Annotated in this window: 24 protein-coding genes; 9 read left to right on the top strand and 15 right to left on the bottom strand. The window is 70.0% G+C overall.

From position 1 onward, the window contains the following. Window positions 1-108 precede the first annotated feature (108 nt). The 5 genes from ACFVM3_RS33135 to ACFVM3_RS33115 form a co-directional block, all read right to left on the bottom strand. Window positions 109-1,518: a DHA2 family efflux MFS transporter permease subunit gene (locus ACFVM3_RS33135; RefSeq protein WP_378443847.1), complete on the bottom strand. Its 1,410-nt coding sequence runs from the start codon at window positions 1,516-1,518 to the stop codon at window positions 109-111. A 90-nt stretch (window positions 1,519-1,608) separates the two neighbouring features. After that, window positions 1,609-2,076 carry a hypothetical protein gene (locus ACFVM3_RS33130; protein WP_378443846.1) on the bottom strand — a complete coding sequence of 156 codons (468 nt, stop codon included), beginning with the start codon at window positions 2,074-2,076 and terminating at the stop codon, window positions 1,609-1,611. Further along, on the bottom strand, window positions 2,077-2,346 hold the full coding sequence (locus tag ACFVM3_RS33125) for a DUF1905 domain-containing protein (protein WP_378443845.1): 270 nt from the start codon (window positions 2,344-2,346) through the stop codon (window positions 2,077-2,079). A gap of 39 nt (window positions 2,347-2,385) precedes the next feature. Next, window positions 2,386-2,892: a flavodoxin domain-containing protein gene (locus ACFVM3_RS33120; RefSeq protein ID WP_378443848.1), complete on the bottom strand. Its 507-nt coding sequence runs from the start codon at window positions 2,890-2,892 to the stop codon at window positions 2,386-2,388. An 88-nt stretch (window positions 2,893-2,980) separates the two neighbouring features. Continuing rightward, complete coding sequence (locus tag ACFVM3_RS33115; protein ID WP_378443844.1) at window positions 2,981-4,189, bottom strand: nitric oxide synthase oxygenase; 1,209 nt, start codon at window positions 4,187-4,189, stop codon at window positions 2,981-2,983. A 376-nt stretch (window positions 4,190-4,565) separates the two neighbouring features. Here ACFVM3_RS33115 and ACFVM3_RS33110 point away from each other — a divergent pair, with 376 nt between their 5' ends. Together ACFVM3_RS33110 and ACFVM3_RS33105 are read left to right on the top strand one after the other, a co-directional pair. Then, window positions 4,566-5,582 (top strand): CobW family GTP-binding protein, encoded by a 1,017-nt coding sequence (locus tag ACFVM3_RS33110; protein ID WP_378443843.1) that lies wholly within the window; start codon window positions 4,566-4,568, stop codon window positions 5,580-5,582. A gap of 116 nt (window positions 5,583-5,698) precedes the next feature. Next, entirely contained in the window at window positions 5,699-5,965 is a 267-nt protein-coding gene (locus tag ACFVM3_RS33105) for a hypothetical protein (protein WP_378443842.1), read from the top strand. Window positions 5,966-6,026: 61 nt separating this feature from the next. On the opposite strand, the gene ligD is transcribed toward ACFVM3_RS33105, so the two are convergent. Genes ligD through ACFVM3_RS33090 form a run of 3 tightly spaced genes read right to left on the bottom strand, consistent with a single transcriptional unit; the run spans window position 6,027 to window position 9,302 of the window. Beyond that, the gene (gene ligD, locus ACFVM3_RS33100) at window positions 6,027-7,034 is read right to left on the bottom strand and encodes a non-homologous end-joining DNA ligase (RefSeq protein ID WP_378443841.1); all 1,008 of its coding nucleotides are present in this window, start codon (window positions 7,032-7,034) and stop codon (window positions 6,027-6,029) included. Next, on the bottom strand, window positions 7,031-8,110 hold the full coding sequence (locus ACFVM3_RS33095; protein ID WP_378443840.1) for an ATP-dependent DNA ligase: 1,080 nt from the start codon (window positions 8,108-8,110) through the stop codon (window positions 7,031-7,033). The genes ligD and ACFVM3_RS33095 overlap by 4 nt, the downstream gene beginning before the upstream one ends. Window positions 8,111-8,150: 40 nt before the next feature. Continuing rightward, a complete protein-coding gene (locus ACFVM3_RS33090; protein WP_378443839.1) occupies window positions 8,151-9,302 on the bottom strand; it encodes a DUF1015 family protein in 1,152 nt (383 codons plus the stop codon). Between the two features lie 111 nt (window positions 9,303-9,413). On the opposite strand from ACFVM3_RS33090, the gene ACFVM3_RS33085 reads away from it, so the two are divergent. Further along, complete coding sequence (locus tag ACFVM3_RS33085) at window positions 9,414-10,934, top strand: MDR family MFS transporter (protein WP_378443838.1); 1,521 nt, start codon at window positions 9,414-9,416, stop codon at window positions 10,932-10,934. 146 nt (window positions 10,935-11,080) lie between these two features. Here ACFVM3_RS33085 and ACFVM3_RS33080 read toward each other — a convergent pair whose 3' ends face one another. Continuing rightward, window positions 11,081-11,971 carry a TIGR03854 family LLM class F420-dependent oxidoreductase gene (locus ACFVM3_RS33080; RefSeq protein WP_378443837.1) on the bottom strand — a complete coding sequence of 297 codons (891 nt, stop codon included), beginning with the start codon at window positions 11,969-11,971 and terminating at the stop codon, window positions 11,081-11,083. A gap of 124 nt (window positions 11,972-12,095) precedes the next feature. On the opposite strand from ACFVM3_RS33080, the gene ACFVM3_RS33075 reads away from it, so the two are divergent. Next, the gene (locus ACFVM3_RS33075; protein WP_378443836.1) at window positions 12,096-12,842 is read left to right on the top strand and encodes a thioesterase II family protein; all 747 of its coding nucleotides are present in this window, start codon (window positions 12,096-12,098) and stop codon (window positions 12,840-12,842) included. Here the strand turns inward: ACFVM3_RS33075 and ACFVM3_RS33070 are convergent. Further along, on the bottom strand, window positions 12,832-15,543 hold the full coding sequence (locus ACFVM3_RS33070; RefSeq protein WP_378443835.1) for an ATP-binding protein: 2,712 nt from the start codon (window positions 15,541-15,543) through the stop codon (window positions 12,832-12,834). The two genes, ACFVM3_RS33075 and ACFVM3_RS33070, sit on opposite strands and share 11 nt — an antisense overlap. A 112-nt stretch (window positions 15,544-15,655) precedes the next feature. Here ACFVM3_RS33070 and ACFVM3_RS33065 point away from each other — a divergent pair, with 112 nt between their 5' ends. Further along, window positions 15,656-16,252, top strand: coding sequence for a hypothetical protein (locus ACFVM3_RS33065; RefSeq protein ID WP_378443834.1), 597 nt, complete (start codon window positions 15,656-15,658; stop codon window positions 16,250-16,252). Beyond that, window positions 16,249-16,761 carry a YceI family protein gene (locus ACFVM3_RS33060; RefSeq protein WP_378443833.1) on the top strand — a complete coding sequence of 171 codons (513 nt, stop codon included), beginning with the start codon at window positions 16,249-16,251 and terminating at the stop codon, window positions 16,759-16,761. Before ACFVM3_RS33065 ends, ACFVM3_RS33060 begins: the two co-directional genes overlap by 4 nt. On the opposite strand, the gene ACFVM3_RS33055 is transcribed toward ACFVM3_RS33060, so the two are convergent. Together ACFVM3_RS33055 and ACFVM3_RS33050 are read right to left on the bottom strand one after the other, a co-directional pair. Next, on the bottom strand, window positions 16,762-17,193 hold the full coding sequence (locus tag ACFVM3_RS33055) for a DUF6292 family protein (protein ID WP_378443832.1): 432 nt from the start codon (window positions 17,191-17,193) through the stop codon (window positions 16,762-16,764). It abuts the gene before it with no gap. 100 nt (window positions 17,194-17,293) lie between these two features. Next, window positions 17,294-17,737 (bottom strand): MarR family winged helix-turn-helix transcriptional regulator, encoded by a 444-nt coding sequence (locus ACFVM3_RS33050; RefSeq protein ID WP_073847073.1) that lies wholly within the window; start codon window positions 17,735-17,737, stop codon window positions 17,294-17,296. 104 nt (window positions 17,738-17,841) lie between these two features. On the opposite strand from ACFVM3_RS33050, the gene ACFVM3_RS33045 reads away from it, so the two are divergent. Further along, window positions 17,842-18,234, top strand: a complete 393-nt coding sequence (locus tag ACFVM3_RS33045) for a DUF5313 domain-containing protein (RefSeq protein WP_378443831.1) — start codon at window positions 17,842-17,844, stop codon at window positions 18,232-18,234. Between the two features lie 111 nt (window positions 18,235-18,345). On the opposite strand, the gene ACFVM3_RS33040 is transcribed toward ACFVM3_RS33045, so the two are convergent. Then, window positions 18,346-19,284 (bottom strand): hypothetical protein, encoded by a 939-nt coding sequence (locus ACFVM3_RS33040; RefSeq protein WP_378443830.1) that lies wholly within the window; start codon window positions 19,282-19,284, stop codon window positions 18,346-18,348. 240 nt (window positions 19,285-19,524) lie between these two features. Between ACFVM3_RS33040 and ACFVM3_RS33035 the strand changes: the two genes are divergently transcribed. Next, on the top strand, window positions 19,525-20,466 hold the full coding sequence (locus ACFVM3_RS33035) for a pseudouridine synthase (protein WP_378443829.1): 942 nt from the start codon (window positions 19,525-19,527) through the stop codon (window positions 20,464-20,466). A gap of 64 nt (window positions 20,467-20,530) precedes the next feature. Here ACFVM3_RS33035 and ACFVM3_RS33030 read toward each other — a convergent pair whose 3' ends face one another. Next, window positions 20,531-21,136, bottom strand: coding sequence for a hypothetical protein (locus ACFVM3_RS33030; RefSeq protein ID WP_378443828.1), 606 nt, complete (start codon window positions 21,134-21,136; stop codon window positions 20,531-20,533). Between the two features lie 30 nt (window positions 21,137-21,166). Here ACFVM3_RS33030 and ACFVM3_RS33025 point away from each other — a divergent pair, with 30 nt between their 5' ends. Continuing rightward, window positions 21,167-21,850: a hypothetical protein gene (locus ACFVM3_RS33025; RefSeq protein WP_378443827.1), complete on the top strand. Its 684-nt coding sequence runs from the start codon at window positions 21,167-21,169 to the stop codon at window positions 21,848-21,850. Here ACFVM3_RS33025 and ACFVM3_RS33020 read toward each other — a convergent pair. Further along, window positions 21,822-22,601, bottom strand: a complete 780-nt coding sequence (locus ACFVM3_RS33020; RefSeq protein WP_378443826.1) for an alpha/beta fold hydrolase — start codon at window positions 22,599-22,601, stop codon at window positions 21,822-21,824. The two genes, ACFVM3_RS33025 and ACFVM3_RS33020, sit on opposite strands and share 29 nt — an antisense overlap. Window positions 22,602-22,605: the final 4 nt, after the last annotated feature.

Below are 22,605 nucleotides of genomic sequence, written 5' to 3'. Positions count from 1 at the left end.
GCGCCCCCCGCGCCACCCGGCTCCCCGCCCCCACCCCCGGCTCCCAGCGGGGGCCCGGGTCCTCGTCGGGGGGCCGTCGTTTACAACCCCCCCCCACCACTCACGAGGTCACCTGCGGCGCGTCACCCACCAGAGCCGCGCGCCCAGCACCGCGGCGACCGCGGCCGCGGCGGTGAGCCACCAGAAGGTCGCCCGGAACGCCGCGTCCGCGCCCGCGGGCAGCAGGTTCGCCAGGACGACGGCGAACAGGGCCGTCCCGGCGGCTCCCCCGACGCGGCTGACGATGTTGATCTGCGCGGCCGCGTCGGGCAACTGGTCCTTGGTGACGGCCGCGTATCCGGCCGTCGTCGCGGGCATCAGCAGGAACGCGACGGCGATTCCCCTGGCCACCAACAGGATCTGCACGACGAGGCCGTCCGGCGGGAAACCGCCGATGGCGAAGGGGACGGTGGTGGCGAGCGTCGCGGCACTCCCCCAGGCGGCGACCAGGCCCGCGCCGTAACGGTCGGTGAGCGCGCCGGAGATCGGCAGCGCGATCGCCGAGCCGAGCCCGAGCCCCATCAGCAGCAGCCCCGTCTCGACGACCCCGCTGCCGCCCAGCACCTGGAAGTACAGCGGCAGCAGGAAAAGCGCGCCGAACAACGCCGGTGCGGCGAAGAAGGACAGAGCGACCGCCGCGGTGTAGACGCGGCTCCGGAACAAGGTCAGGTCCAGGACCGGGTTCGCCCGGCCCCACGAACGCCGGACGAACAGCGCCAGCAGCACGAGCCCGGCCGCGAGCGGCACCAATACCCCGGCACCGAATTCTTCGCCGCCTTCGCCCCAGGCGGTGAGTCCGTACAGCAGCGCCGGGATTCCCACGCTCACCAGGACGAAGCCGAGCCAGTCCGGCCGGGTCGCCGCACCCTTCTCACCGCGAGGCACCAATCGCGACCCGAGTACCAGCGCGAGCACGCCGACCGGGATGTTGATCAGGAACAGCCACTCCCACGAGAGACCGCGCAGCAGGACACCGCCGAGGACCGGGCCGAACGTCGGGCCGACGCTCATCACGATGCCCAGTGTCCCCATGACACGGCCGAGCCGGGCGGGACCGACCGCTTGACCGAGCACCGTTTGCCCGGCGGGCAGGAGCAGTCCGGCGGCGAGGCCCTGCAGCACCCGCAGCCCGATCAGCCAGCCGATGTCCCCGGCGAGCGCGCACAGCACCGAAGCGACGGTGAACGCCGCCAGCGAAGCCAGCCAGACCCGGCCCGCGCCGAAGCGGCGGCTGAGCCAGCCGCACAGCGGCAGCGCGACCGCCAGCGCGACCAGGTATGCGGTGAAAACCCATTGCACGGAAGCGATTCCGGCGCCGAGCTCACGGGTGAGCGTCTCGGCGCCGACCGCGAGGACCGTGGTGTCCAGCATGGTCATGAACGCGCCGAGCACGATCACCCAGGCCATCCGCCAGGTCTCGGCCGGAACCTTGTCCGGCGGCGGAACCGCTTTCGCCCGCCGTTCCAGCGAAACAGCCATCGGAGTGTTCTCCTCACGTGCCCCAGGGATCTTGACCTGGCTCACGCTAAGACCTCGACTTAACTCAAGGTCAAGTGAAGAACGCTTCGCTCACTTCGGCGGTCGCTGACGAGGGGAAAGCTTGGTGAGCGCCAACTTCTCGAGCCCGCTGGAGATCTCCGCGATCCCGGCGTCGAACCGGTCCAGATCCACGCCCTTGGCCGCCAGCTCTTCTCGGACGTGCTTCTCGACCTTCGCCCAGTCATTGCGGTACTCGGTGGCGAGTTCCTTCCACGGCACACCGGCCAGCCCGGCGGTGAGGCCGCCGTCGTAGGCGAGCACGCCGCGCTCCATCAGGTACGCGATGCCCGGGTACCCGAGGTAGCCCTGCCAGTAGGACCCGTTGTCGTTGGCCGTGATCGACCCCGCCGCCGGGTCATGGCGGACGTCGTACGTCTTGGCCTTGTCCGACGACGCGACCCGCGCGGTGTCACCGTCGACCTCGACCCGCCCGTCGGCGATCGCGCCGAGTGCCTCGTAGATCTTGATGACCGGGGACGGCTTCCACACCGCGGCCACTCAGCCCTCCAACCGTTCGAGCAGGACGACCTCCACCGTGTCACCCTCCTCCTTGCCGATCGCCTTGCGCACGTCGGCCTTCACCGGGAGCTTGTGGGTGCCGTCGCCCAGCGCCATGAACGAGCTCCGGAACGGATACCCGTCGACGGTGCCGCGGACCTTCACCAGCCCCTTGGTGCCGAAGAACTCGGCGGAGCCGGGCATGACCACGTACGTCCAGCCACCCTTCTCCGGGCTCTTGACCAGCGTCGCGGTGAACCGTTTGTCCATGGGAGGCACCTTACGGCAGGGCACCGACGAAACGGGCCTTCACAACGCGACACGGATGCGCACCCGGCGGCCGACGTCACGGGCCCACGCCCGGATCGACGGCCAGTCACGGAAGTCGCCCGCCCACGGACCCGCGGCCATGATCTTCCAGAACAGGCCGCTCGCGGTGGCCGGGGTGAGCCTGCCGCCGAACGTGGCCGTGCGCTCGGCGTCGATCCTCGCGGCCAGCAGGGCGACCCCCGCGGGCAGGCTCACCCGCTTGCCCGCGGCGAACGGCCCGCACGGCCCGCTGTGGAACAACCAGACCGGCCGGCTCCGGAGCGCCTCCTCGTGCTCGGTGAGCAGGCGCACCGCCTCCGGGCGCCAGCGCCGGTGGTACAGCGCGCTCCCGACGATCACCGCGCCGTACGGCTCGACGTCCTCGACTTCGGCCGCGTCCAGCAGATCGGCCGTCAGACCGCTTTCCCGCAGTTCGGCGGCGATCACCTCGGCGATCTCCCTTGTCCCGCCGGACTTGCCGGCATGGGCGACGAGCACTGCGGTCATGCCGCCATTGTCCGCGCGGCCGTCTGCCGTGCCACCGCCCAGCCCGTCGACACGCCGCATCCGGCTCACCTCTTCACCCGTCGGAGCGCTACCCGGGAGGCAGGAACGCCGGTCTCGCCGCCGGATCGGGTTCGTCGTAGTAGCGATGGAACACGGCGGTCTGCCCGCCGGACAGCGGCGGGACTATCCAGCTCCACTCGGCCCGGCAACGGCGTCCCGCGCGTTCCTCCTTGGCGATATGCGTGAGGAACCGCCGCGATTCGGTGTGATGGTCGGCGACGGTCACGCCCGCCGCGTCGAAGGAGTGCTGGACGGCCAGCGTCAGCTCGACGAGCGCGCGGTCGCGCCACAGGGTGCGTTCCGACTTCGTCGACAGGCCCATCAGGTCCGCGATCACCGGCAGCAGGTCGTAGCGGTCGGTGTCGGCCAGGTTGCGCGCGCCGATCTCGGTGGCGAGATACCAGCCGTTGAACGGTGCCGCCGGGTAGGTGATCCCGCCGACGACCAGCCGCATGTCGCTGATCGCCGGCACCGCGTGCCAGCGCAGCCCGAGCCCGGCGAACCAGCGGTGGTCGGGATGCGACAGCGGGACTTCCAGCACAGCGTCCTGTGGCAGCCGGAACAGCCGCCGCTCCCCCGGCCCGGACTCGATGAGCAGCGGAAGGACGTCGAACGACCCCTTGCGTTCGGGCGGGCGCCAGCCGTGTTCCCGGACGGTCTCGGTGAAGTCGGCGTAGCGCGGATCGCCCAGCACCGAGCCGTCGCTCAGCCGGTACCCGGCGTACCGGACGAGCTGGTCGTTGCGGATCTTCGGGCCGGGCCGCTCGGGGCTGTCCGGCGCGAACACGGTGATGGTCGGGCGGATCCGGCCGCCACGGGTCGCCTCCCGCAAATGGGTGACGCATTCCTCGGCGACGGCGGCGGCTCCGACGACGTCCCGGCGATCCCGCACCCTCAGCCCCTGCCAGTACAGCCTGCCGATGCACCGGGCGGAATTCCGCCAGGCCACCCGCGCGCCGAACTCGATCTCGGCCGTCGTGTGGCGGTACGTGCCGGTCTCGCCGATCTCGGCGCGGACCCGGTCGAGCCGCTCGCTCAGCCGCGTGGGCTCACCATCCGTTTCGGCGTGGAAGAGCCGGAGGAAGTCCTCCGCCTCGGCCACGTCCACGCTCCGTTCCCGCGGCGCCGTCCCCGGAGGCAAGCGAGGGATATCCGTCACCCGCATGGAGGCCGTCGCCACCTCGGCCTCCCACTCTCCGAATTCGACGCCGGCACCGGCGGCGGGAACGATCACCATTCCTCCTGCACTCGGAAATGCCCGGAGGGATCCTGCCTGATCGGCGAGACGGCCGGGTCCGGACCAGACGAAAGACGATACCCCACCGAAAGACAACCACGATCCTCCAAATGGCAGAAGCTTCGACCATGGTGACATTTCCCCAGCTAGAACACTTGTGGACGACAATATTTGGAATTGAGTACGACTTCGCGGGATATTCACCGAATTGCCTCACGTGAAATGATCACGTCCAGCCAAGATCACTTTATGATCGTTGTTAATCACTCTTTCGAGCGTATTCGACAGCGATCCCTTCTGCTCTTTCCCCGTGCCGGTGTAATGGCCCGCTCCCACCGTCGCTAGAGTGCGAGGAGCTCCGACGGAAAGGAAAATCGTGGTCGACAGGCGGATTCCGGTCATCCTGATCGCGGGCTTCCTCGGCTCCGGCAAGACCACCCTGCTCAACCACCTGCTGGCCAACCGGCAGGGCGCGCGGATCGGGGTCGTGGTCAACGACTTCGGCAGTATCGCGGTCGACGCGATGGCCGTCTCCGGCCAGGTCGACACCATGATGTCCTTCGGCAACGGCTGCCTGTGCTGCGCCGTCGACGCGAGCGGCCTCGACGCCATGCTCGCGAAGCTCTCCGAGGCCGAGGCCGGGATCGACGTCATCGTGATCGAAGCCAGCGGGCTCGCCGAACCGCGTGACCTCATCCGTCTGATGATCGCCAGCGAGAACCCCGCCATCGCCTACGGCGGACTGGTCGAGCTCGTCGACGCCGCCGAATTCGAGTCGACCAGGAAGCGGCACCCGGAGCTGGACGAGCACCTCGGGTTCGCCGACGTGGTCGTGCTCAACAAGACCGACCGGGCCGACGAGGACACCCTGGCCAAACTGCGCGGCACGATCGACGAGATCGCCCCCGGCACGCCGGTGATCGCGACCTCCCACGGCCGGATCGACCCCACCCTGTTCTTCGACGCCCGGCCACGCGAACGGGCGGGCCAGCTGTCGTTCGACGACCTCCGCGAGGAGGAGCACGACCACGAGCATCACTTCCACACCGCGTACGACAGCGTCGCCTTCACCAGCGAACGGCCGCTGGACCCGCGACGGCTGATGGACTTCCTCGAACAGCGCCCCGGCGGGCTCTACCGGATCAAGGGTTTCCTCGACTTCGGCCCGAACGGCCCGCGGTCCCGGTTCGGCCTGCACACCGTCGGCTCCTTCATCCAGCTGGACCGGTCGGCGTGGCCCGCCGGCCTGCCGCGCCGGAGCGAACTCGTGCTGATCGGCTCGGGGATCGACACCGAAGCCGTCACCGCGCGACTCGAAACATGTGTCGCGGACGATCCCGAGACCGTCGACGACCGGGCCATGTTGCGCGTGCTGCGGTTCATCCAGGACTGAATTCGGAACTGACACGCCGAAAGGCCGCGAAATACCGGGTTTCGTCGCGCGTCTGCTTGACACTGGCTTCCGGAAGGAATCTCGAGCTGGACCACCTGTATCGGGAGGACAGTTCCATGACGAACACCGCCGGACGCTGGTACCTGGTCGGCGCGCTGCCGGAGGACTCCCCCGCCGCGCATCTGATGACCCGCTCCGAAGACCTCCGCTACCGGCGTTCCGCCTGCGGGGAAAAGGAAGCCCGGCTGTGGACGCCGGTGGATCTCACCACCACCGACGTCGCCCCGTGCCCCCGCTGCGCCGCGACCCTCCCCGGCCACCGGTCCACGCGCAAGGCCGAACCCGCCGCGAACACGCAACTCGCTTTCGACCTGCCGCTCTGACACCCCCGCGTTTCGTCCTCTGAATGCGGTCCTTGCGCGGGCAACTACCGCATTCAGAGGACTAAACGCTGTCTTTCTTGGCCCTGCTCGGCGCGACGCGGGGAGGCTCGTTCGGCATCTTCGGGTAGACGGGCGGCCAGGGCGCGTCCATCAGCCCGTTCGCCATGTCCTTCCTGGACATTTCGAGCAACGGCTCGATCGACTGGGGTTCCGTTCCCTCCCAAGGGTCTCCGCGTTCGGTGAGCCGAGCGGGCACAGTGGACAGAGTGAGCTTGTCCGGCTCGATGGTGTCCAGTTCGTCCCAGCCGATCGGCGTCGACACCTGCCCACCGACCCGCGGCCGCACACACCACGCGCCGAACACCGTCTTGTGCGGCGCGTTCTGGTTGAAGTCGACGAACACCCGGGAGCCGCGTTCTTCCTTCCACCACTGCGCCGTCATCTCTTCCGGGTGGCGGCGTTCGAGTTCGCGGGCGAGCGCGACGGCGGCCGCGCGGACCTCGTAACCGTCCCACTTCGGTTCCAGCGGCACGTAGAGATGCAGGCCGCGCGAACCCGAGGTCTTCAGCTGCGCGGTGATGCCCAGCTCTTCGAGCAACGCCTTGGCCAGGATGGCCCCGTGCCGCAGTTCGGGGAAGCCGATCCCCGGCGACGGATCGAGATCGACGCGGAGCTGGTCGCTGATGTCCAGCGTGTCGGCCCGGTTCGGCCAGACATGGAAACCGAGGCAGCCCTGATTCACCGCCCAGACGATGTGCGCTAGGTCCTTCGCCACGAGCGCGTCCGAAGTGGTCCCGTTCGGGGTGGACACCACCGTCGTCGTCAGCCAGCCGGGCGCGTTCTTCGGGACCCGCTTCTGGAACCACGACTTCCCGCCGGCGCCGTCGGGATAGCGTTCCAGCAGCAGGGGCCTGCCGCCGAGCTGCGCCAGCAGCGGGACCGAGACCGCGCGGTAGTACTCGACGAGGTCCAGTTTGGTCTCGCCGTGCTCCGGGAAGTAGACCTTGCCCGGATTGGACACGGTGACCTCGACGCCGTCGAGCTCCAGCGTGACCGGCTCCGCCTTCATGTTTCCCCCAGTTCGGTGAACAAAGTGGCCAGCTCGGCGGGCGGGACCTCTTCGAGCTGCGCATACGTGCACGAGGCAGGTTCGCGGTCGGGGCGGAAGCGCACGAGCCTCCCGCCGTGGCGGAACCTGGTGCCCTCGACGTGTTCGTAGCGGACTTCGGCGACCCATTCGATACGGAGCGGCTCCCAGCTCAGGTCCTTCTGCGGCGCCCACCGGCTGCCCGCGCCCGGCATGCGGCCGCCCGCCTCCTCGTGGGTCTCGGCCCACTCGCGCCACGGGTGGTTCTCCAGCGCGTTCTCCCGCAGCGGCGCGAGCTCGTCCACCAGCTCACGACGCCTCGCGGCGGTGAAACTGCTGGCCACGCCCACACTGTGCAGGACACCTTCGTCGTTGTAGAGCCCGAGCAGCAACGACCCGACGCCGACACCGTCCTTGTGCCACCGGAACCCCGCGACGACGCAGTCCGCCGTCCGCTGGTGCTTGACCTTCCACATCACCCGCTTGTCCTGTTCGTACGGCGCGTCGGCGGGTTTGGCCATCACGCCGTCGAAACCCGCGCCCTCGAACCGCGTGAACCAGTCCTGGGCGACGTCGGGATCCTCGGACAGCGGGGTGAGGTGGACCCGGGCGAACTTCGTGTCGACGACGCTTTCGAGCAGCTTCCGCCGCTCTCCGAACGGTTCGGGCGTCAGATCCCGGTCGTCCAGCGCGAGCAGGTCGAACACCACGAAACTGGCCGGCGTCTCCTCGGCCAGCTTCCGCACACGGGACGCCGCCGGATGCAGGCGCAGCTGGAGCGTTTCGAAGTCGAGCCCGCCCTCGGTGACCAGCACGATCTCGCCGTCGACGACACAGCGCTCGGGCAGCGCGTCCTTCAGCAGGTCGACCAGCTCGGGGAAATACCTCGTCAGCGGCCTGTCGTTACGCGAGCCCAGCACGACCTCGTCGCCGTCGCGGAACACCACGCACCGGAAGCCGTCCCACTTCGGCTCGTACAGCAGCCCCGGCGTGCGGGGCAGCTCGTGCACGGCCTTGGCCAGCATCGGCTTGACGGGGGGCATCACGGGCAGTTCCACGAGGCCGATCCTAGGCCGCGTCACCGACAAAAGCGCGGCGTCAGAGTTCGGCCAGGAGGAGCCCGCTGCGCGGCTTCGGCGTGAAGTAGGTGGCCTTCCTCGGCATCCGCGATCCGGCCGCGTGCACGGCGAGCACCTCCGCGTACGGGACCGGGGCCAGCAGGAACACCGCGTCCGCGTCCTCGGGCACCGGCGCGCCCGGCAGCAGGGGACGCACGTCCGGCCCTTCCGGGTCGACGCCGAGCGCTCCGCGAAGCAGCCCCTGCTCCACCACCGCGTGGTCGCCGCCCGCCTTGCCGAGCGAAACCCGGAACGCCGACTCGCCCGCGAGTACGGTCACCTCGCCCGGCTCGGCGGGCGGGCCTGGCGGACCGGGATGGACGTCGAACCCCGCCTCCGTCCAGCGCCGGAGAAGGGTGGCCGGGTCGAGGCCGGTGCCGGCGAGCACCCGGTGGATGGGCCCGATCCGCAGCCCCGGCCCGCCGGTGACCAGCGCGAGCAACGCGCCGCGTCCGGAGGCCGCGGCGGCCGCGACCCGGTGGTTGCCGTCCGCGACCAAGAGATCCAGCTCGTCCAGGGCCGCCAGCAGTTCGTCCTGGGCCGGGCCGGGGCAGGCGAGCCACAGTTCGTGTTCGCGCCCCGCTCCGTCCACTGTGGACAGGCTCGGTACCTGTCCTCGGCAGAACCGCTCGATCAGCGCGGTCAGGTCCCGGCCGCCGGTCGCGGGGACCAGCATCGCGGCACTCGTCGCGACACCGAGCCCGGCGAGCATCGCGGCCCGCTCCGCGACGACGTCCGGATAGACGTCCTCGGTATGCCGCACCCGGGTCACCCCGTCGTCCCGGACCGCGGCCGGATCGACCAGGCACAGCACACCCAGCGCGACACCGTCCGGTCCGTCGATGCGATACGGCGCGACGACGTCGGCGACCGGGCGATAGTGCCGCTCCCGTATCCGCTCGAACGTCGCCCTGGCCTGCGGCAACGCCGCTTCGATCGAGAGGCCGCCCGCCAGCGCGGCCGGGGTCCTCGCCGGATGCTGGACCGCCAGCAGGCTGTCGCCGCGCGCCCCGGCGAGGGCGGCCTCCACCCGGCCCGGGTCGGCGAACTCGTCGACGTCGGGGCCGGGGACGCTGTCGCGGACGGCCCAGCCGCGGCCGATCGGGCGGATCCAGGTGCTCATCTGATCCATTTTGCGGGATAGCTCACGGAAAAAATCGGTCCCATGACCGGGTGTCTCCGTGGAATGCTTACCCATGCGAAATAGTTGAAGTCGTTCATGAGCCCGAGGAGACCGCCACAGATGACGACCCCGGCCCCGGTCACCGCGAAGGAAGGGGTCGGTTTCCGGTCCGAACGCGGCCCCGTCCTGATCGCCGTGATGCTGTGTTCCGGCCTGATCGCGCTGGACTCGACCATCATCGCCACGGCGGTGCCCTCGGTGGTCGCCGATCTGGGCGGGTTCTCGCAGTTCCCGTGGCTGTTCTCGATCTACCTGCTGACGCAGGCGGTCACCGTCCCGCTGTACGGCAAGTTCGCCGACGTCCTCGGCAGGCGCCCGGTGATGTTCTTCGGGATCGCGGCGTTCCTGGTGGGCTCGGTGCTCTGCGGCGCGGCCTGGAGCATGCCGGTGCTGATCGCCGCCCGCGCGGTGCAGGGCATCGGCGCGGGCGCCATCCAGCCGATCGCGCTGACCATGGTCGGCGACATGTACACGGTCGAGGAACGCGCGAGGGTGCAGGGCTATCTCGCCAGCGTGTGGGCCATCTCGTCGGTGGTCGGGCCGACGCTGGGCGGCGTGTTCGCCGAGTACCTCGACTGGCGCTGGATCTTCTTCATCAACCTCCCGCTCGGCGCGCTGGCGGCGTGGATGCTGTTCCGGAACTTCCGCGAGCGCGTCGAACGCCGCTCGCACCGCATCGACTACCTCGGCGCCACGCTGCTCACCCTCGGCTGTTCGCTGCTGATCCTCGGCCTGCTGGAGGGCGGGGTCGCCTGGGGCTGGGCGTCCGCGCCGAGCCTGGCGATCTTCGGCGGCGCGGTGGTGCTGCTGGCGGTGTTCGTGTTCGTGGAACGCAAGGCCGACGAGCCGGTGCTGCCGCTGTGGATCTTCACCAAACGGACCCTGATCGGCGGGAACCTGATCGCCGTCGTCGTCGGCATGCTGCTGATGGGCCTCACCTCGTATCTGCCGACCTTCTCCCAAGGTGTGCTCGGCACCGGCGCGCTCGTCGCCGGATTCGCGCTGGCGGCGCTGACCGTCGGCTGGCCGATCTCGGCGTCATTGGCGGGCCGGGTCTACATGCGGATCGGGTTCCGGGACACCGCGCTGATCGGCAGCGGGATCGTCATCGCGGGCGCGGCGCTCACCGTGTTCCTGACGGCGGGGTCGTCGATCTGGCTGGCGGCCTCGGCCGCGTTCGTCCTCGGGCTGGGGCTGGGTCTGGCGTCGAGCCCGACGCTGATCGCCGTGCAGTCCACGATCGGGTGGGAACGGCGGGGCGTCGTCACCGCGACCAATATGTTCAGCCGCTCGCTGGGCAGCGCCGTGGGCGTGGCGATCTTCGGCGCGATCGCGAACGCCACCCTGGCGAACCGCTTCGCGAGCCCGCCCGCGGGGGTCACCGGCCTGCCGTCCGGGGTCGACGCGACCAGTGTCGTCCTGGAGGGCCATGGCCCGGACACGCCGACGACGACGTTCGTGCGTGGCGCCCTAGCGGACGCCACGCACCACGTCTTCCTGGCGATGCTGGTGGTCGCCGTGCTCAGCGTCGGCGCGCTGCTGCTGATGCCGAGGCGGACCGAAGAGCTGAAGTTCGACTAGCGGGCGTCAGCTGCCCGACGGATCACGCCTTCGCCTCATGTGGCCACTCGGCGTGGCTGGTTGGCGGGTGAGGGGTCTCCGGCGGTCTGACCGTCGTGACCGGACTCGTAACGCGGGCCACTGCCACTCACGACCACGGTGACTCACTAGTTCTGCAGCGGCACGGCGTACTCGACGAAGTTCTCGACGAACCGCTCGATCGGCTCCGGCCCGGCCGGGTACAGCACGAACTTGCTCAGCCCGGCGTCGACGTACTCGGCGACCAGATCGCGGGCGGCACGCCAGCTGCCCGCGATCAGCCGGGACGGGTCCGCCTCGGACCGGGCCGCGATCGAAGCCGCGAGCGCGTCCGGGATCCCGTCCTCCGCGACGATGAGGCTGATACCGAAATGGTCGGCCTCGATTTCCCGGCCCGCCTCTGCCGCGGCCTCCTGGATCGCCTCCCGGCCGGCACGCGCCTCCTCCGGCGTGAGGAAGCTGGCCAGCCAGCCGTCCGCGAGCCTGCCGACCCGCCGAAGCGCGCCCGGCGCCTTCCCGCCGAGCCAGAGGTCGAGCCGCTTGACCGGTCGCATGCCGAGACCCGTGCCCTCGACGCGGAAGAACTCGCCCTCGAAGGTCACCTCTTCCTGTTCCAGCAACGCCCTGATCAGCCGCAACGACTCGTCGAACACCGCGGCGCGGCGACCCTGCGGCACCGGGAACAACGGCAGTTCCGCGTCGCGCGCGGGCTTCAGCCCGAAGACCGGCAGGACCCGCTTCGGCGCCAGCGCGGCGAGGGAGGCGAGTTGTTTGGCGACCAGGACCGGGTCACGGCCGGGCAGCACCATCACCCCGGTGCCGACCTTCAGTTTCGTGGTGCGGGCGAGCGCGTGCGTCAGCCCGACGACCGGGTCGATCCTCGGCGAGTACACCGCCTCGGGCAGCCAGAGCGAATCGACGCCCGCCCGCTCCAGCAGATCGACCGCGGCACCGAACTCCCCTGGCGCCGTCCCGGTCCCCAGCCCGGCACCGATCCTGATCTTCAGGTCCTCCGCCACGCTCGCTCCCTTCCCCAAGTGTTCCCAGCGTGAACAACCCCGCACAAGCATGGACGCATTCCGCGAATCCCCCGTACATTCCAGTGTCGTGCGGGCCGTTCCCGCGCGGATTGGGGGTTTTTCGATGGCAGGACAGGCTCCGAGCAGCTGGACCCGGTGTTTCCATCGGGCGCCGTCGGCCGGGATGCGGCTCCTCGCCTTCCCGCACGCGGGTGGATCGGCGAGCGCGTACCGCGCGTTTTCGGCGGCGCTCTCGCCCACGATCGAGGTGCACACCGCCCAGTACCCGGGACGGCAGGACCGGATGGGCGAGCCGGTCATCGACGACGTCCACGTCCTGGCCGAGCACCTGGTGGACGTCGCCGCCGCGCTCCCGGGGCCCTTCGCCCTCTTCGGGCACAGCATGGGTGCGATCGTCGGTTTCGAGGTCGCCCGGCGGCTCGAAGCACGCGGGATCGTCCCGGCGGCGCTGTTCGTCTCGGCCCGCCGTGGCCCCGATATCCAGAAGGAGAAGTCGCACCACCTCGCCGACGACGACACCTTTCTCGACGAGGTCAGCCGTCTCGGCGGCACGGATCCCACGATCTTCGCCGACCCGGACATCCGCGCGCTCGCGTTGCCCGCGCTGCGCGGCGACTACAAGGCCGTCGAGACCTATCGCTACCGGCCCGGCCCCGACGTGAGCTGCCCGGTCGTGGCGCTCGCCGGGAACGCGGACCCGGTCCTGCACCTCCCGGACGTCGAAAACTGGCGCGAGCACACCACCGGTTCGTTCGAGATGGAGGTGTTCGATGGCGGTCATTTCTTCCTCGAAGACAACCTCGACGCCGTCGTCGCGCGCATTCTCGGCAAGCTGACCGTCAGTCCCTGAGGCCTTCCCTGCTCGCCCACGCGACGACCTCGGTCCGGTTCGCCAGGCCCAGTTTCGCCAGGATGCTCCGGACGTGGCTTTCCACCGTACGTTCGGAAAGCACCAGTTTCTCGGCGATCCGGCGGTTGCTCAGCGCGTCGGCGAGCAGGGCGACGATCTCGCGCTCCCGCCCGGTGAGCGGGTCCGCGGCGCGGCGTCCGGCGCGGATCCGGTCGAGCAGCGCCGCGGCCCGCGCGAGCGGTCCCGGCATGGTCAGCCGCCGGAACTCGTCGAGCGCGTCGCGCGCGATCCCTTGCGCGCGAACGAGATCGCCCAGGACGACCAGCGTTTCGGCGAGCAGCAACCGAGCCTGGGCGACACCGGGCCGGGCGCCGATGCTCTCGTTGACGGCGATCGTCCGCTCGTACAACCGCACAGCCTCGTCGTGGCGGCCCAGGACGGCGTTGAGGCGGGCGGGCTGCTCCAGGGTCGAGCCGGTGCAGAAGACGCCGGCGCCGCCTGCCGCGATAGGCCGCACTTCTTCGAGGCGCCGCAACAGGTACTCCGCCATCTCGGTGTCGTGGAAGGCCTCGACCAGCGGCACGAGATTGGGCAGCGCACCGGTGGTGTGCAAGGCGAACTCCGGGCTCCGCACCAGCGGGACCAACTGCTCGTACCGGACCCTCGCCTCGTCGAGATCGCTCATGAGCAGGCTCAGCAGCGGCCGCGAGACCAAAGTGACCGGCAGATGCGGGGCCCGCTCCAGGAGGCTCGCGTAATCCCCGCGGAGATCGCCGGGATCACCCGTGAGCAGCACGAGCTGGGTACGAAAGGCGTAGGACATCCCTTTCGCGGAGAAGTCGTCCGCGAGTTCGGTGTCCGCCAGTTCCTCGGCCGCGAGGTCGAGTTCGCGTGCCTCGGCCAGATCTCCGCGCAACGCCAGCACCGAACTGCGCAGCCGCAGGTCGTGCCAGCGGACCAGTGGCAGCCTCGTCAGCCGGGCCAAGGCCGTCACCGCGACGAGTTCGTCGTCGACGAGCGCCATCCGCCCGTCCTCCAGTGCCGCGTCGATCCGCCATTTGTGGCCCCACAAGGAAACCAATGGCCGCCCGGTCCGCGTCCCCAGTTCGGCGGCCATGGCACCGAGCCGCAGCCTTTCGGGTAACGGCAGCTTTTCGGGTGCGACCTTCATCCGGGCGCGGACGGCGTCGACCAGCGCTTCGGGATCGCCTGATTCCTCAGCGAGCGCGAAGGCCTCGTCCGCGAGCTTCCCCGCTTCGGCGAACCGGCCGTAGTCGGCTTCCACCGACGCGCTGTGCGCCAGCAGACGTGCCCGCGTCGTGCGGTCGACGCCGTCGGCCGCGAGCGCGCGGGTGGCCAGATCGCGGATGCCGGGAAGAAGGTCCGGCGCCGCGACGTCGCGGACCACCAGTGCCGCGCGAGCGAGCAACCCGGCGTCGGCGGCGCGCCGGGCGTGGTCGAGACTTCGCGCGAACCGGCCGGTCCGGTATTCGGCGACGGCGAGGTCGAGCAGCAGGCCGGCACGGTCCACTTCGGACAGTCCGGCCTTCGCACGGGCGTCCAGCGCGATCGCGAGGAAGCGCGCGGCCTCGTCGAAGGCCAGTGCCCGGTTCGCTTCCGCGGCCGCGATCGCCGCCCATTCCGCCGTCTTCTCCGGCGCGGACGCCGAGCGCAGCCAGTGCCCCGCGACCGTCCCGGCGAGCGCGGGATCGCGCCGGGCGTCTTTTTCGAGCGCCGCCGCGACGCGACCGTGGAACGCCTCCCGCTCGCTTTGCGCCAGATCCGCGTAAATCCCGTCTCGGACGACGGCGTGCGCAAACCGCCCCTCGCGCAGCACCCCGGCCTTCGCGGCTTGATCGAGCCCGTCGGCCACCTCTTCGAACGACAGACCGGCCACCTTCGCGAGGAGGGCCGCTTCTACTTCTTCGCCGATCACCGCCGCGATGGCCAGCAGCCGCCGAACCACCGGACCGAGCGCCGTCACCGTGGCCCGTACGAGGTGGCCGAGTTCCACTCCGCCTGCCGAACGCGCGATCGCGCCGAGATAGAGCGGGTTCCCGCCGGAACGCCGATACGCCTCGCACGCTTCGTCCTCCGCCAATCCGGTGAGGAGCTTTCGCGCCTCGGGCTCGGCCAACGGCGGCAGCGCGATGCTTCGCGCGCCTGGACGGCGCAGGAGATCCGGCAGGGCCGTGTCCAGCGCAGGCGTGTGCCCGGTGTCCCGATGCGTCGCGATCACGGCCAGCTTCGAGCGCCGCAGCTCCCCCGCCAGATGTCGCAGAAGACGCAAGGACGCCTCGTCGGCCCAGTGCAGATCCTCGAGGACGACGACCAGGCCCGAGGGTTCGGCGGCGGCCACCAGCGCGTCCGACGCGGCGGCGACCAGCCGGAACCGTGCGGCCTGAACGTCGGCGGCGCCCTCGGTCTCGGCGAAAGCGGCCGTCACGGCCGAATCGACCGACGGCAGCGCCTCGACGACGCGCCGCCACGGCCACAGCGGCGGCGCTCCCGGATCGTCGGCGCACCGGCCCCACACGACGGAGGCCGCGTCGGACACCGCCTCCTCGACCAGCCTGGTCTTGCCGATCCCTGGCGGCCCCGAGACGAGCACGAGCCCGCCGGAACCCGCGGCGGCGTCGGCGAGCCTGCCGCGCAGGATCGCCAGTTCGGCCGCCCGGCCCACGAACGGTTCCCGGTTCACGGAAGGAGTATCGCTCCGCGGGCCCGATTCCGTACCGCACTGCGTACTGGCACTGATGTCCGGCGGCGGCCGGGAGCGCAGAGTCGGCGTGTCCGACGGGAAAGGAAACCCCATGTACGCCACCGTCCACCAGTTCCGGCGTTCCCACGCCGACGAGTCCACGGGCTGGGGCCACGCCCTCGCCGCCGAACTCCACCCCGGCACCGGTTCGCCGGGCACCTGCACCCTGGCCGAGGTCGGCGGCCTGACCGGGCTCGTCGTCGCGCTGTGGCGCGACCGCGGGTCCGCGCTCGCCGCCGCCGGCCGCCGCGCCTCCGGCACCTTCGACGCCCGCGTCTACGAGGTCTCCGACGTCGAAAGCGGCGCGGCCGAGCCCAGGATCGCGCAGGCGACCTGGTTCGACCGGCCGCTCAGCCAGGCACAGGCCGACGCCGCCCGCTTCGGTGGGCGCGAACGGATCCGGCCCGCCGTCCGTGGGCTCGACGGGGTCGGCGGCTTCTACGTCCTGACCGCCGAAGACCGGTCAAGCCTCATCCTCGGCTTCACGGAGTCGATCGAAGCGATGGAAGCCGTCCAGCGGACGATCATGAGCACGGAACTGCTGCCCGGCGAGGATCCCGCGCTGCTGCCGGGCCCGGACCGGATCGACGTCCACCGCGTGCTCCACACGTCACTGCCCTCGCTCGGCCTGGTGGGTGAGCCGCGATGACCGCCGGGACGTCCGCACGCGTCGGCACCTGGCGAGTGGTCACCGAACGGACTTCGGCCACGTTCACCGTCCGGAACTTCGGCTTCCGCGTGGTCCACGGCTCGATCCCGGTCAGGCTGGGTTCGGTGCGGGTCTCCGCGGACGGTGTGGCCGCCGTCGAAGCCGCGCTGGACCTCGACGGCATCGACACCGGCAACGCCAAACGCGACGCCGACCTGCGCAAACCCGGTCTGCTGGCGATCGACGCGCAGCCCGTGCTGACCTTCGCGGCCGACCAGGCCGACGGTGGTCCGGACGAGTGGTCGGTCCACGGCACTCTCGGAGCGCGAGGCGAGTCGTGTCCCCTGACAGTGACCGCGACCGGACCGGTGGACAACGGCGACGGCACCTGGCGAGTGGTCGCCGGCGCCATCTTCGACCGGCGGGCGATCGGTCTCCGCGCGCCGAGGTTCCTGATCGGCAGGGAGATCACGATCGCGCTCGACGTCGTGCTCGCGCCGCCTGGGTGATCAGGCCCAGGCGGAAAGCTCCTTGGCGAGCGCGGACGGCCCGCCGGCGGTGCGCAACGTCGGCGCGCCGGGCCAGCAGTCCTGGTGGTCGCCGGTGCGGAGGGTTTCGGCGAACCTGGCCACCAGCCGCGGCTGCGACGCCACCGTCCGGCCGCCGAGGTAGGCGACGACGACGTGGTGATCGTCGTCCGAATGCGTCGCCACGGCGGCCGACCAGCCGTGCTCCTCGTGCCACATCAGGTCGACGTCGCGCTCGGGGAAGCCGGGAAGACGCCAGTTCAGCCGCATACTGGCGGTGACCGGACCGGTGAGGTCGACCGTGGACGCCTCCATCGGTATCCCCAGTGCCGCGGCCACGTCCTCCAGGTAGGCGTTCAGCCTGGTCTTGAGCTCCAGACCTGCTTCCGTGGGCGCGGGGGTCGAGGTGGTCACGGTCCCTCATCTTCCTGTCACTTTGAGTCGGCGTGACGGGAATTACCCACCCCGTGCCGGCTTCACACCCTCATTTCGTCACACCACGGTTTCGGTTCGCTCAAGCCGTGGCTTCGATGACTCTGGTCAGTGCCTTGTGCAGCGCCTCCAGCTCGGAGACCTCCATGCCGAGCTTCTCCACGACGCGATACGGGATCTTTTCCGCCTCCGCGCGCAACGCGCGACCGGATTCCGTCAACTCGACCGTCAGCAGCCGCTCGTCCTCCGAACTGCGCCTGCGCGTGACGTAACCGATCGTCTCCAGACGCTTGAGCAGCGGCGACAGCGTCGCGGGCTCGGCACGCAGAGCGACACTCAGGTCCTTGACGGCCTGCGGGCCCCGCTCCCACAAGGCGAGCATGACCAGGTACTGCGGATGGGTGAGCCCATGGGGTTCCAGGAGCGGCCGGTAGATGGCGATGACGCTGCGCGACGCGACCGACAGCGCGAAACACACCTGACGCTCCAACGCGAGCGGATCCTCGCCCAGATCGATCGACTTCATCTCCGGCCCCTCCGAGTTCATGCCGCCGATCCTAGCCTTGACGCTAATGTTTAGCGTACTAATCATTAGTGTACTGTGGCGGCATCGACGGAAGGAGTCGCCCGATGCCCCGCAAGCGCCCGGACGTGTTCCGCTGGCTGTGGTACTCACTCGGCGGCAGGCTGCCCGAGCGCTACCACGCCTGGATCCTCCACGACGCGACCACGGGAAGCTGGCGCTGGCGGCACGTCGCCCGCAGCACGGTGATGATCGCCCCGCTCTGCGCCGTATGGCTGCTCCTGCCCGGCCCGCTCACCCTGCGGCTGGCGATCGTGCTGATGGCCGCGCTCGTCGCGTACTTCTACTCGATGGCCTACATGGAGGAGAGCATCGAGCACCGGCTCGCCAAGAACGGCTTCCCGCCGGGCACCGGCCGCCGGACGCGCGCGGAGGCCGCCGCGGTCGCGGAAGCCGAGGCGACCGAGCGGTACCTCGCGCGGTACCGGAACGTGCCCTGATCTCCTTCCCGGCAGGCGCTCGCCTCCGCCACTGGTGCCGGGATGTTGCGAAAGCCACTTTCGCAACGTTGAAGGTTGCGAAAGTGGCTTTCGCAACGCCCGTCGCGGCACTCAAGCGGCTCGATTGCGGGCAATGGCGGCTCGATGGGCGGCGACGAGTTCTTCGGCGACTCGTTTCGGTTCGGTTCGCAAGCGGCTGGGCAAGGTCTGAAGAACTACGATCCCGGCTGCCGCGTACCTCGCGTTTCTCGCCACCGTCGCGGCGTACTGCTGCTTGCCGAAGTGGAAGTCGTACGAATCCACCTCCCAAGCCAGACCTGCCGACACGAAGTACCCATCGGCGGTAGCGATGTATTCGCCGTTCTCGTCCCGTAACTCGTGATTCCACAAGGGTTCCGGCAAGCCGCTCATCCGCCACACCTTCATCGCGTCGACCTCCGCGGCCGAGCGGGCACCGTCGGCGATCCGGTGCAACGCCTCGCGCGGGATCGCGGTGCCACGGCTGCTCCCGGCGTCGAGTTCGGCGAACAACTCCGGAACGGGCACACCTCGCTGCACGGCCTCGGCCAGCAGAGCGGAAACATCTTGTCGCGAACCGAGGCGGCGACAGCAGTCGAGTACCGATCGGACCAGCGGCGCCAGCGGCACTCCATCGACCACGGTCGCCTGCGGGAGCCGGGTCGTGCGTTCGACGATCACGTACCCGGAACTGCCCACCTTGTGTTCGAGGGGCACCAGAAGGTGGAGGAGAAAGGGATTGTCCGGCATACCCCGCAGTCCCTGCCGCCGGCAGGAGACTGCTCCTGTCACCACGGCGTCCGGCCCCGCGTACAAGAGCGCGGCATCGATCAACTGCCGCCGCGTCGGCGTCCCGGAGTTCAGCAGCACGACACCCGGCAGCAGCCGTTGCCACGGCTTCCCGGGACGGCACCGGCGATAGCACGTCATGGACGGAACGCCCAATTCCCCGAGTCTCGCAACGGTGATCACGCCACCGCGGCTGTGTCGATAGAGCCCCTCGGGGTCACGGGCCCAGTCTCCGGTTTTCATCCCTTGATCGTCGACAGCATTCCGAACACGCGCCAGCCCTGTTCCGCGACCCTGTGGACAACTCGTCACACCAGTCCCACTGTGGATAACCCCGGGAGGTTGCGAAAGCCACTTTCGCAACGTTGAAGGTTGCGAAAGTCGCTTTCGCAACGCCCGCCGCGCCTCCGGTACGGCCGAGCACCCCGCGGGAAGCCGCCCGCGACCAGGACGGATGAGCCGTCGCGGCTAGAGTGCGCGGTGATGAGACGCAAGCTCCGCCCGCCGCTCCCGCCCCGCCACGGGCTCGACCCTGCGAGGCTCAAAATGCCCGCCGAGGGGCCGTGGACGACGCTGCGGGAGCACCTCGTCGAGCGGCTCCCCCGGGTCGCGCCCGAGCGGATCGAGGAGATGCTCCGTGAGGAGCGCGTCGTCGGGCTCGACGGGCCGCTGGGCGTCGATTCCCCGTTCGTGCCGGACTCGTTCATCTGGTTCCATCGCGACCTGCCCGACGAGGTCGACGTGCCGTTCGAGGTCTCCGTCGTGCACCGCGACGAGCATTTCCTCATCGCCGACAAACCGCATTTCCTCGCGACGATCCCGCGCGGGCGGCACATCCTGCAGACCGCGCTGGTCCGCCTGCGCCGCGAGCTCGACCTTCCGCGGCTCACCCCCGCCCACCGGCTCGACCGCGTCACCGCGGGGCTCATCCTGTTCGTGATCACCCCCGAAGTCCGTGGCAAGTATCAGACGATGTTCCGGGATCGCCTGGTACACAAGGAATACGAGGCGATCGCACGCTACGACCCGAAGGTCGTGCTGCCACGCGAGATCAGCAGCCGCATCGTCAAGGAACGCGGGGTCATCGCCGCGCAGGAGGTCGACGGGCCGCCCAACGCCGAAACGCGCGTCGAGCTGATCGAGCACCGCGACGGCCTCGGCCGGTACCGCCTGATCCCCGCGACCGGCCGCACCCACCAGCTCAGGTTGCACATGAGCGGTCTCGGGTTGCCGATCCTCGGCGACGACTTCTACCCGGAGCTGACCGAAACCCCGCTCGACGATTTCACCGAACCCTTGCAGCTGCTGGCGAAGGTCCTCGAATTCACCGATCCGGTCACCGGGGAACGCCGCCGGTTCGAGAGCAGGCAGACGCTCCAGGCGTGGACGGACCTCGACGCGTGGCAGCGCGGGCCCTTGCCGTGAAGGCCTCCTTACCTACCCCGAAGGTAGTGAAGGAGGCCTTCACGGACTCCGGCTCACGGACGGCCTACTTCCGCCAGAACTTGATCCCGCTCCAGGTCACCTTCACCGGTCCGGCGCCGCTCGCCGTCCGATAGGCGCCGAACTTGTCGTAGTAACTCCCGGCGCTGCTGCTCACCGTCTGCTTCAGCGAACCGTTGATGTACACCTTGTGCGTGCTCCCGACCTGGTGCACGGTGTTGACCCGCACGGACGTTCCGACGGTCGCCCCGCTCGCCAGCGTGTCGCCGCCGTGGACGGCGTAGAGCCGCCCGCCGCGTTCCACCGCGAGCATGAAGTACGGCCCGGCGGTCGGCGCGTCGCGGAAGGTCTGCTTCAGGCTGATCCGGGTGCCCGCCATGCTGGTGATCCGGAACGATCCCTCGAACTGCCGGGTCCCGCCGGTATAGGTCACGTAGCGCCGTTCCGCCCGCTGATCCCCGCTTCCGGTGGAGCAGGTCAGTTGGAAGTTCAGCCCGTCGACGGTGCCGCAGCCACGTTCCTGGACCTTGAACGACGGGTTCTCCGCCGTCCACGGCCCGGTGCCGACCTGGGCGTTCGCCGGCATCGCCGACGCGATCAGGCCGAGCACGGCCGCCGCGGCCACCCCGGCGGTCCGAAGTCGTCTCCGCATCGTGCCTCCTGCACACTCAGGGCGGCGGTGTTGGTCCAGACCAGGACCAGGCTGCGACTGTACGAGCACGAACCGTCGTCGGACAAGACGTTGACGCCCCGGCGTCCCGCTGATTGGGTAACGACGGTGATCCTCTCCTTGACGGTCCTCGAAGGACTGGCGGCCGGGACGATCGACCTGGCCTTCCGGCGCTGGTCGAAACAGAACGTCCACCCGGGCGATGTGATGCGCCTGGAGGCAGGGGTGATCGAGGTCGTCTCGGTCGAGATCGTCGACCCCGCCACCATCACCGACGCCGATGCCCGCCGATCCGGCGCCGAGTCGGCGAACGCGGTGCGGGGCACTCTGCGCGGCCCCGCGGACGCCTTGGTGTACCGCGTCGGCCTGCGTCATCTCGGCCCCGACCCCCGGCGCGCGCTCAGCGCGGACGCCGAACTGTCCGAAAAGGACGTCGAGGAGATCCGCCATCGACTGTCCAAGATGGACAAGCGACGTCCGTGGACGCACGAGACCTTGCGTCTCATCCACGACAATCCCGGGCGCCGGGCCCAGGAACTCGCCGACCTCCTCGGCCGCGAGAAGGATCCGCTGAAGGTCGACATCCGCAAGCTCAAGAACCTCGGCCTGACACTCAGTCTCGAAGTCGGCTACCGGATCTCCCCGCGCGGCGCGGCCTACCTGCGTCTCACCGAGGATCCCGGTAAAACGCGCTGAGTTCCGGCGCGAGCCGCTCCGGCGGGACACTGTGGAACTCGCCGTCCAGCCCGACCTGGCGCGCCCCCGGGACCACCTTCGCGGTGACGAGAGCGGCGGTCTTCAGCCAGTCCGTACTGCCGTTGCTGTTCACCACCAGGACGGGTGTCGCGATGGACGCCAGCTCGCCAGGCACCTTCGAGTCCTTCATCACGAAGGCGTCGTAAACGAGCGTGGGCGCGAACGACCGCAGTTCGGCCCACACCGGCGACGCCTTCGCTTCGGCCACGGCCTCCTCCGGAGCGCCGACCGCGGACATCATGAACAGGCCGGCGGCGTCGTCCCAGCGGCCGGCCGCGACCAGCTCGCGCATCTCGTCGGCGTATCCCTCGGGAACTTCTTCCGTTTCACCGCGATAGGGCGGCTCGAAGACCGAAAGCCGCGCCATCGGCACTCCGGCCGCGGCGGCGAGGAGGGCCAGCGCGCCGCCGGAGGAGATGCCGTGCACGATCACCGGCTCGTCGAGCGCGGCGACGATCGCGGCCAGGTCTTCGATCTCGCGCTCGACCGCGTACGGCGCGGTGTCCCCGCTCTCGCCCCGGCCCCGCCGGTCGTAGGTCACCACGGAGAACTCGGCCGCCAGCTCCGCGACCAGCGGTTCGTCACCGTGCCGGTCGTTGCCCGCACCCGCGACGACGACCACGACCGGCCCCACGCCACGGCGTTCGAACGTGATCGGCGTCCCGTCCGCGGACTTCGCTGTGTCGATCATGCAA

It is taken from the genome of Amycolatopsis sp. NPDC057786 (genome assembly GCF_042797905.1).
In the GTDB taxonomy this organism is placed as follows: domain Bacteria; phylum Actinomycetota; class Actinomycetes; order Mycobacteriales; family Pseudonocardiaceae; genus Amycolatopsis.
This window is presented reverse-complemented; position numbering and strand designations above follow the sequence as displayed.

Coding starts and splice junctions, on each gene's coding strand:
- ACFVM3_RS33135 (WP_378443847.1), bottom strand. CDS start 1,518: ATGGCTGTTTCGCTGGAACGGCGGGCGAAAGCGGTTCCGCCGCCGGAC.
- ACFVM3_RS33125 (WP_378443845.1), bottom strand. CDS start 2,346: ATGGACAAACGGTTCACCGCGACGCTGGTCAAGAGCCCGGAGAAGGGT.
- ACFVM3_RS33120 (WP_378443848.1), bottom strand. CDS start 2,892: ATGACCGCAGTGCTCGTCGCCCATGCCGGCAAGTCCGGCGGGACAAGG.
- ACFVM3_RS33115 (WP_378443844.1), bottom strand. CDS start 4,189: ATGGTGATCGTTCCCGCCGCCGGTGCCGGCGTCGAATTCGGAGAGTGG.
- ACFVM3_RS33105 (WP_378443842.1), top strand. CDS start 5,699: ATGACGAACACCGCCGGACGCTGGTACCTGGTCGGCGCGCTGCCGGAG.
- ligD (WP_378443841.1), bottom strand. CDS start 7,034: ATGAAGGCGGAGCCGGTCACGCTGGAGCTCGACGGCGTCGAGGTCACC.
- ACFVM3_RS33090 (WP_378443839.1), bottom strand. CDS start 9,302: ATGGATCAGATGAGCACCTGGATCCGCCCGATCGGCCGCGGCTGGGCC.
- ACFVM3_RS33085 (WP_378443838.1), top strand. CDS start 9,414: ATGACGACCCCGGCCCCGGTCACCGCGAAGGAAGGGGTCGGTTTCCGG.
- ACFVM3_RS33075 (WP_378443836.1), top strand. CDS start 12,096: ATGGCAGGACAGGCTCCGAGCAGCTGGACCCGGTGTTTCCATCGGGCG.
- ACFVM3_RS33065 (WP_378443834.1), top strand. CDS start 15,656: ATGTACGCCACCGTCCACCAGTTCCGGCGTTCCCACGCCGACGAGTCC.
- ACFVM3_RS33060 (WP_378443833.1), top strand. CDS start 16,249: ATGACCGCCGGGACGTCCGCACGCGTCGGCACCTGGCGAGTGGTCACC.
- ACFVM3_RS33050 (WP_073847073.1), bottom strand. CDS start 17,737: ATGAAGTCGATCGATCTGGGCGAGGATCCGCTCGCGTTGGAGCGTCAG.
- ACFVM3_RS33045 (WP_378443831.1), top strand. CDS start 17,842: ATGCCCCGCAAGCGCCCGGACGTGTTCCGCTGGCTGTGGTACTCACTC.
- ACFVM3_RS33040 (WP_378443830.1), bottom strand. CDS start 19,284: ATGAAAACCGGAGACTGGGCCCGTGACCCCGAGGGGCTCTATCGACAC.
- ACFVM3_RS33035 (WP_378443829.1), top strand. CDS start 19,525: ATGAGACGCAAGCTCCGCCCGCCGCTCCCGCCCCGCCACGGGCTCGAC.
- ACFVM3_RS33030 (WP_378443828.1), bottom strand. CDS start 21,136: ATGCGGAGACGACTTCGGACCGCCGGGGTGGCCGCGGCGGCCGTGCTC.
- ACFVM3_RS33020 (WP_378443826.1), bottom strand. CDS start 22,601: ATGATCGACACAGCGAAGTCCGCGGACGGGACGCCGATCACGTTCGAA.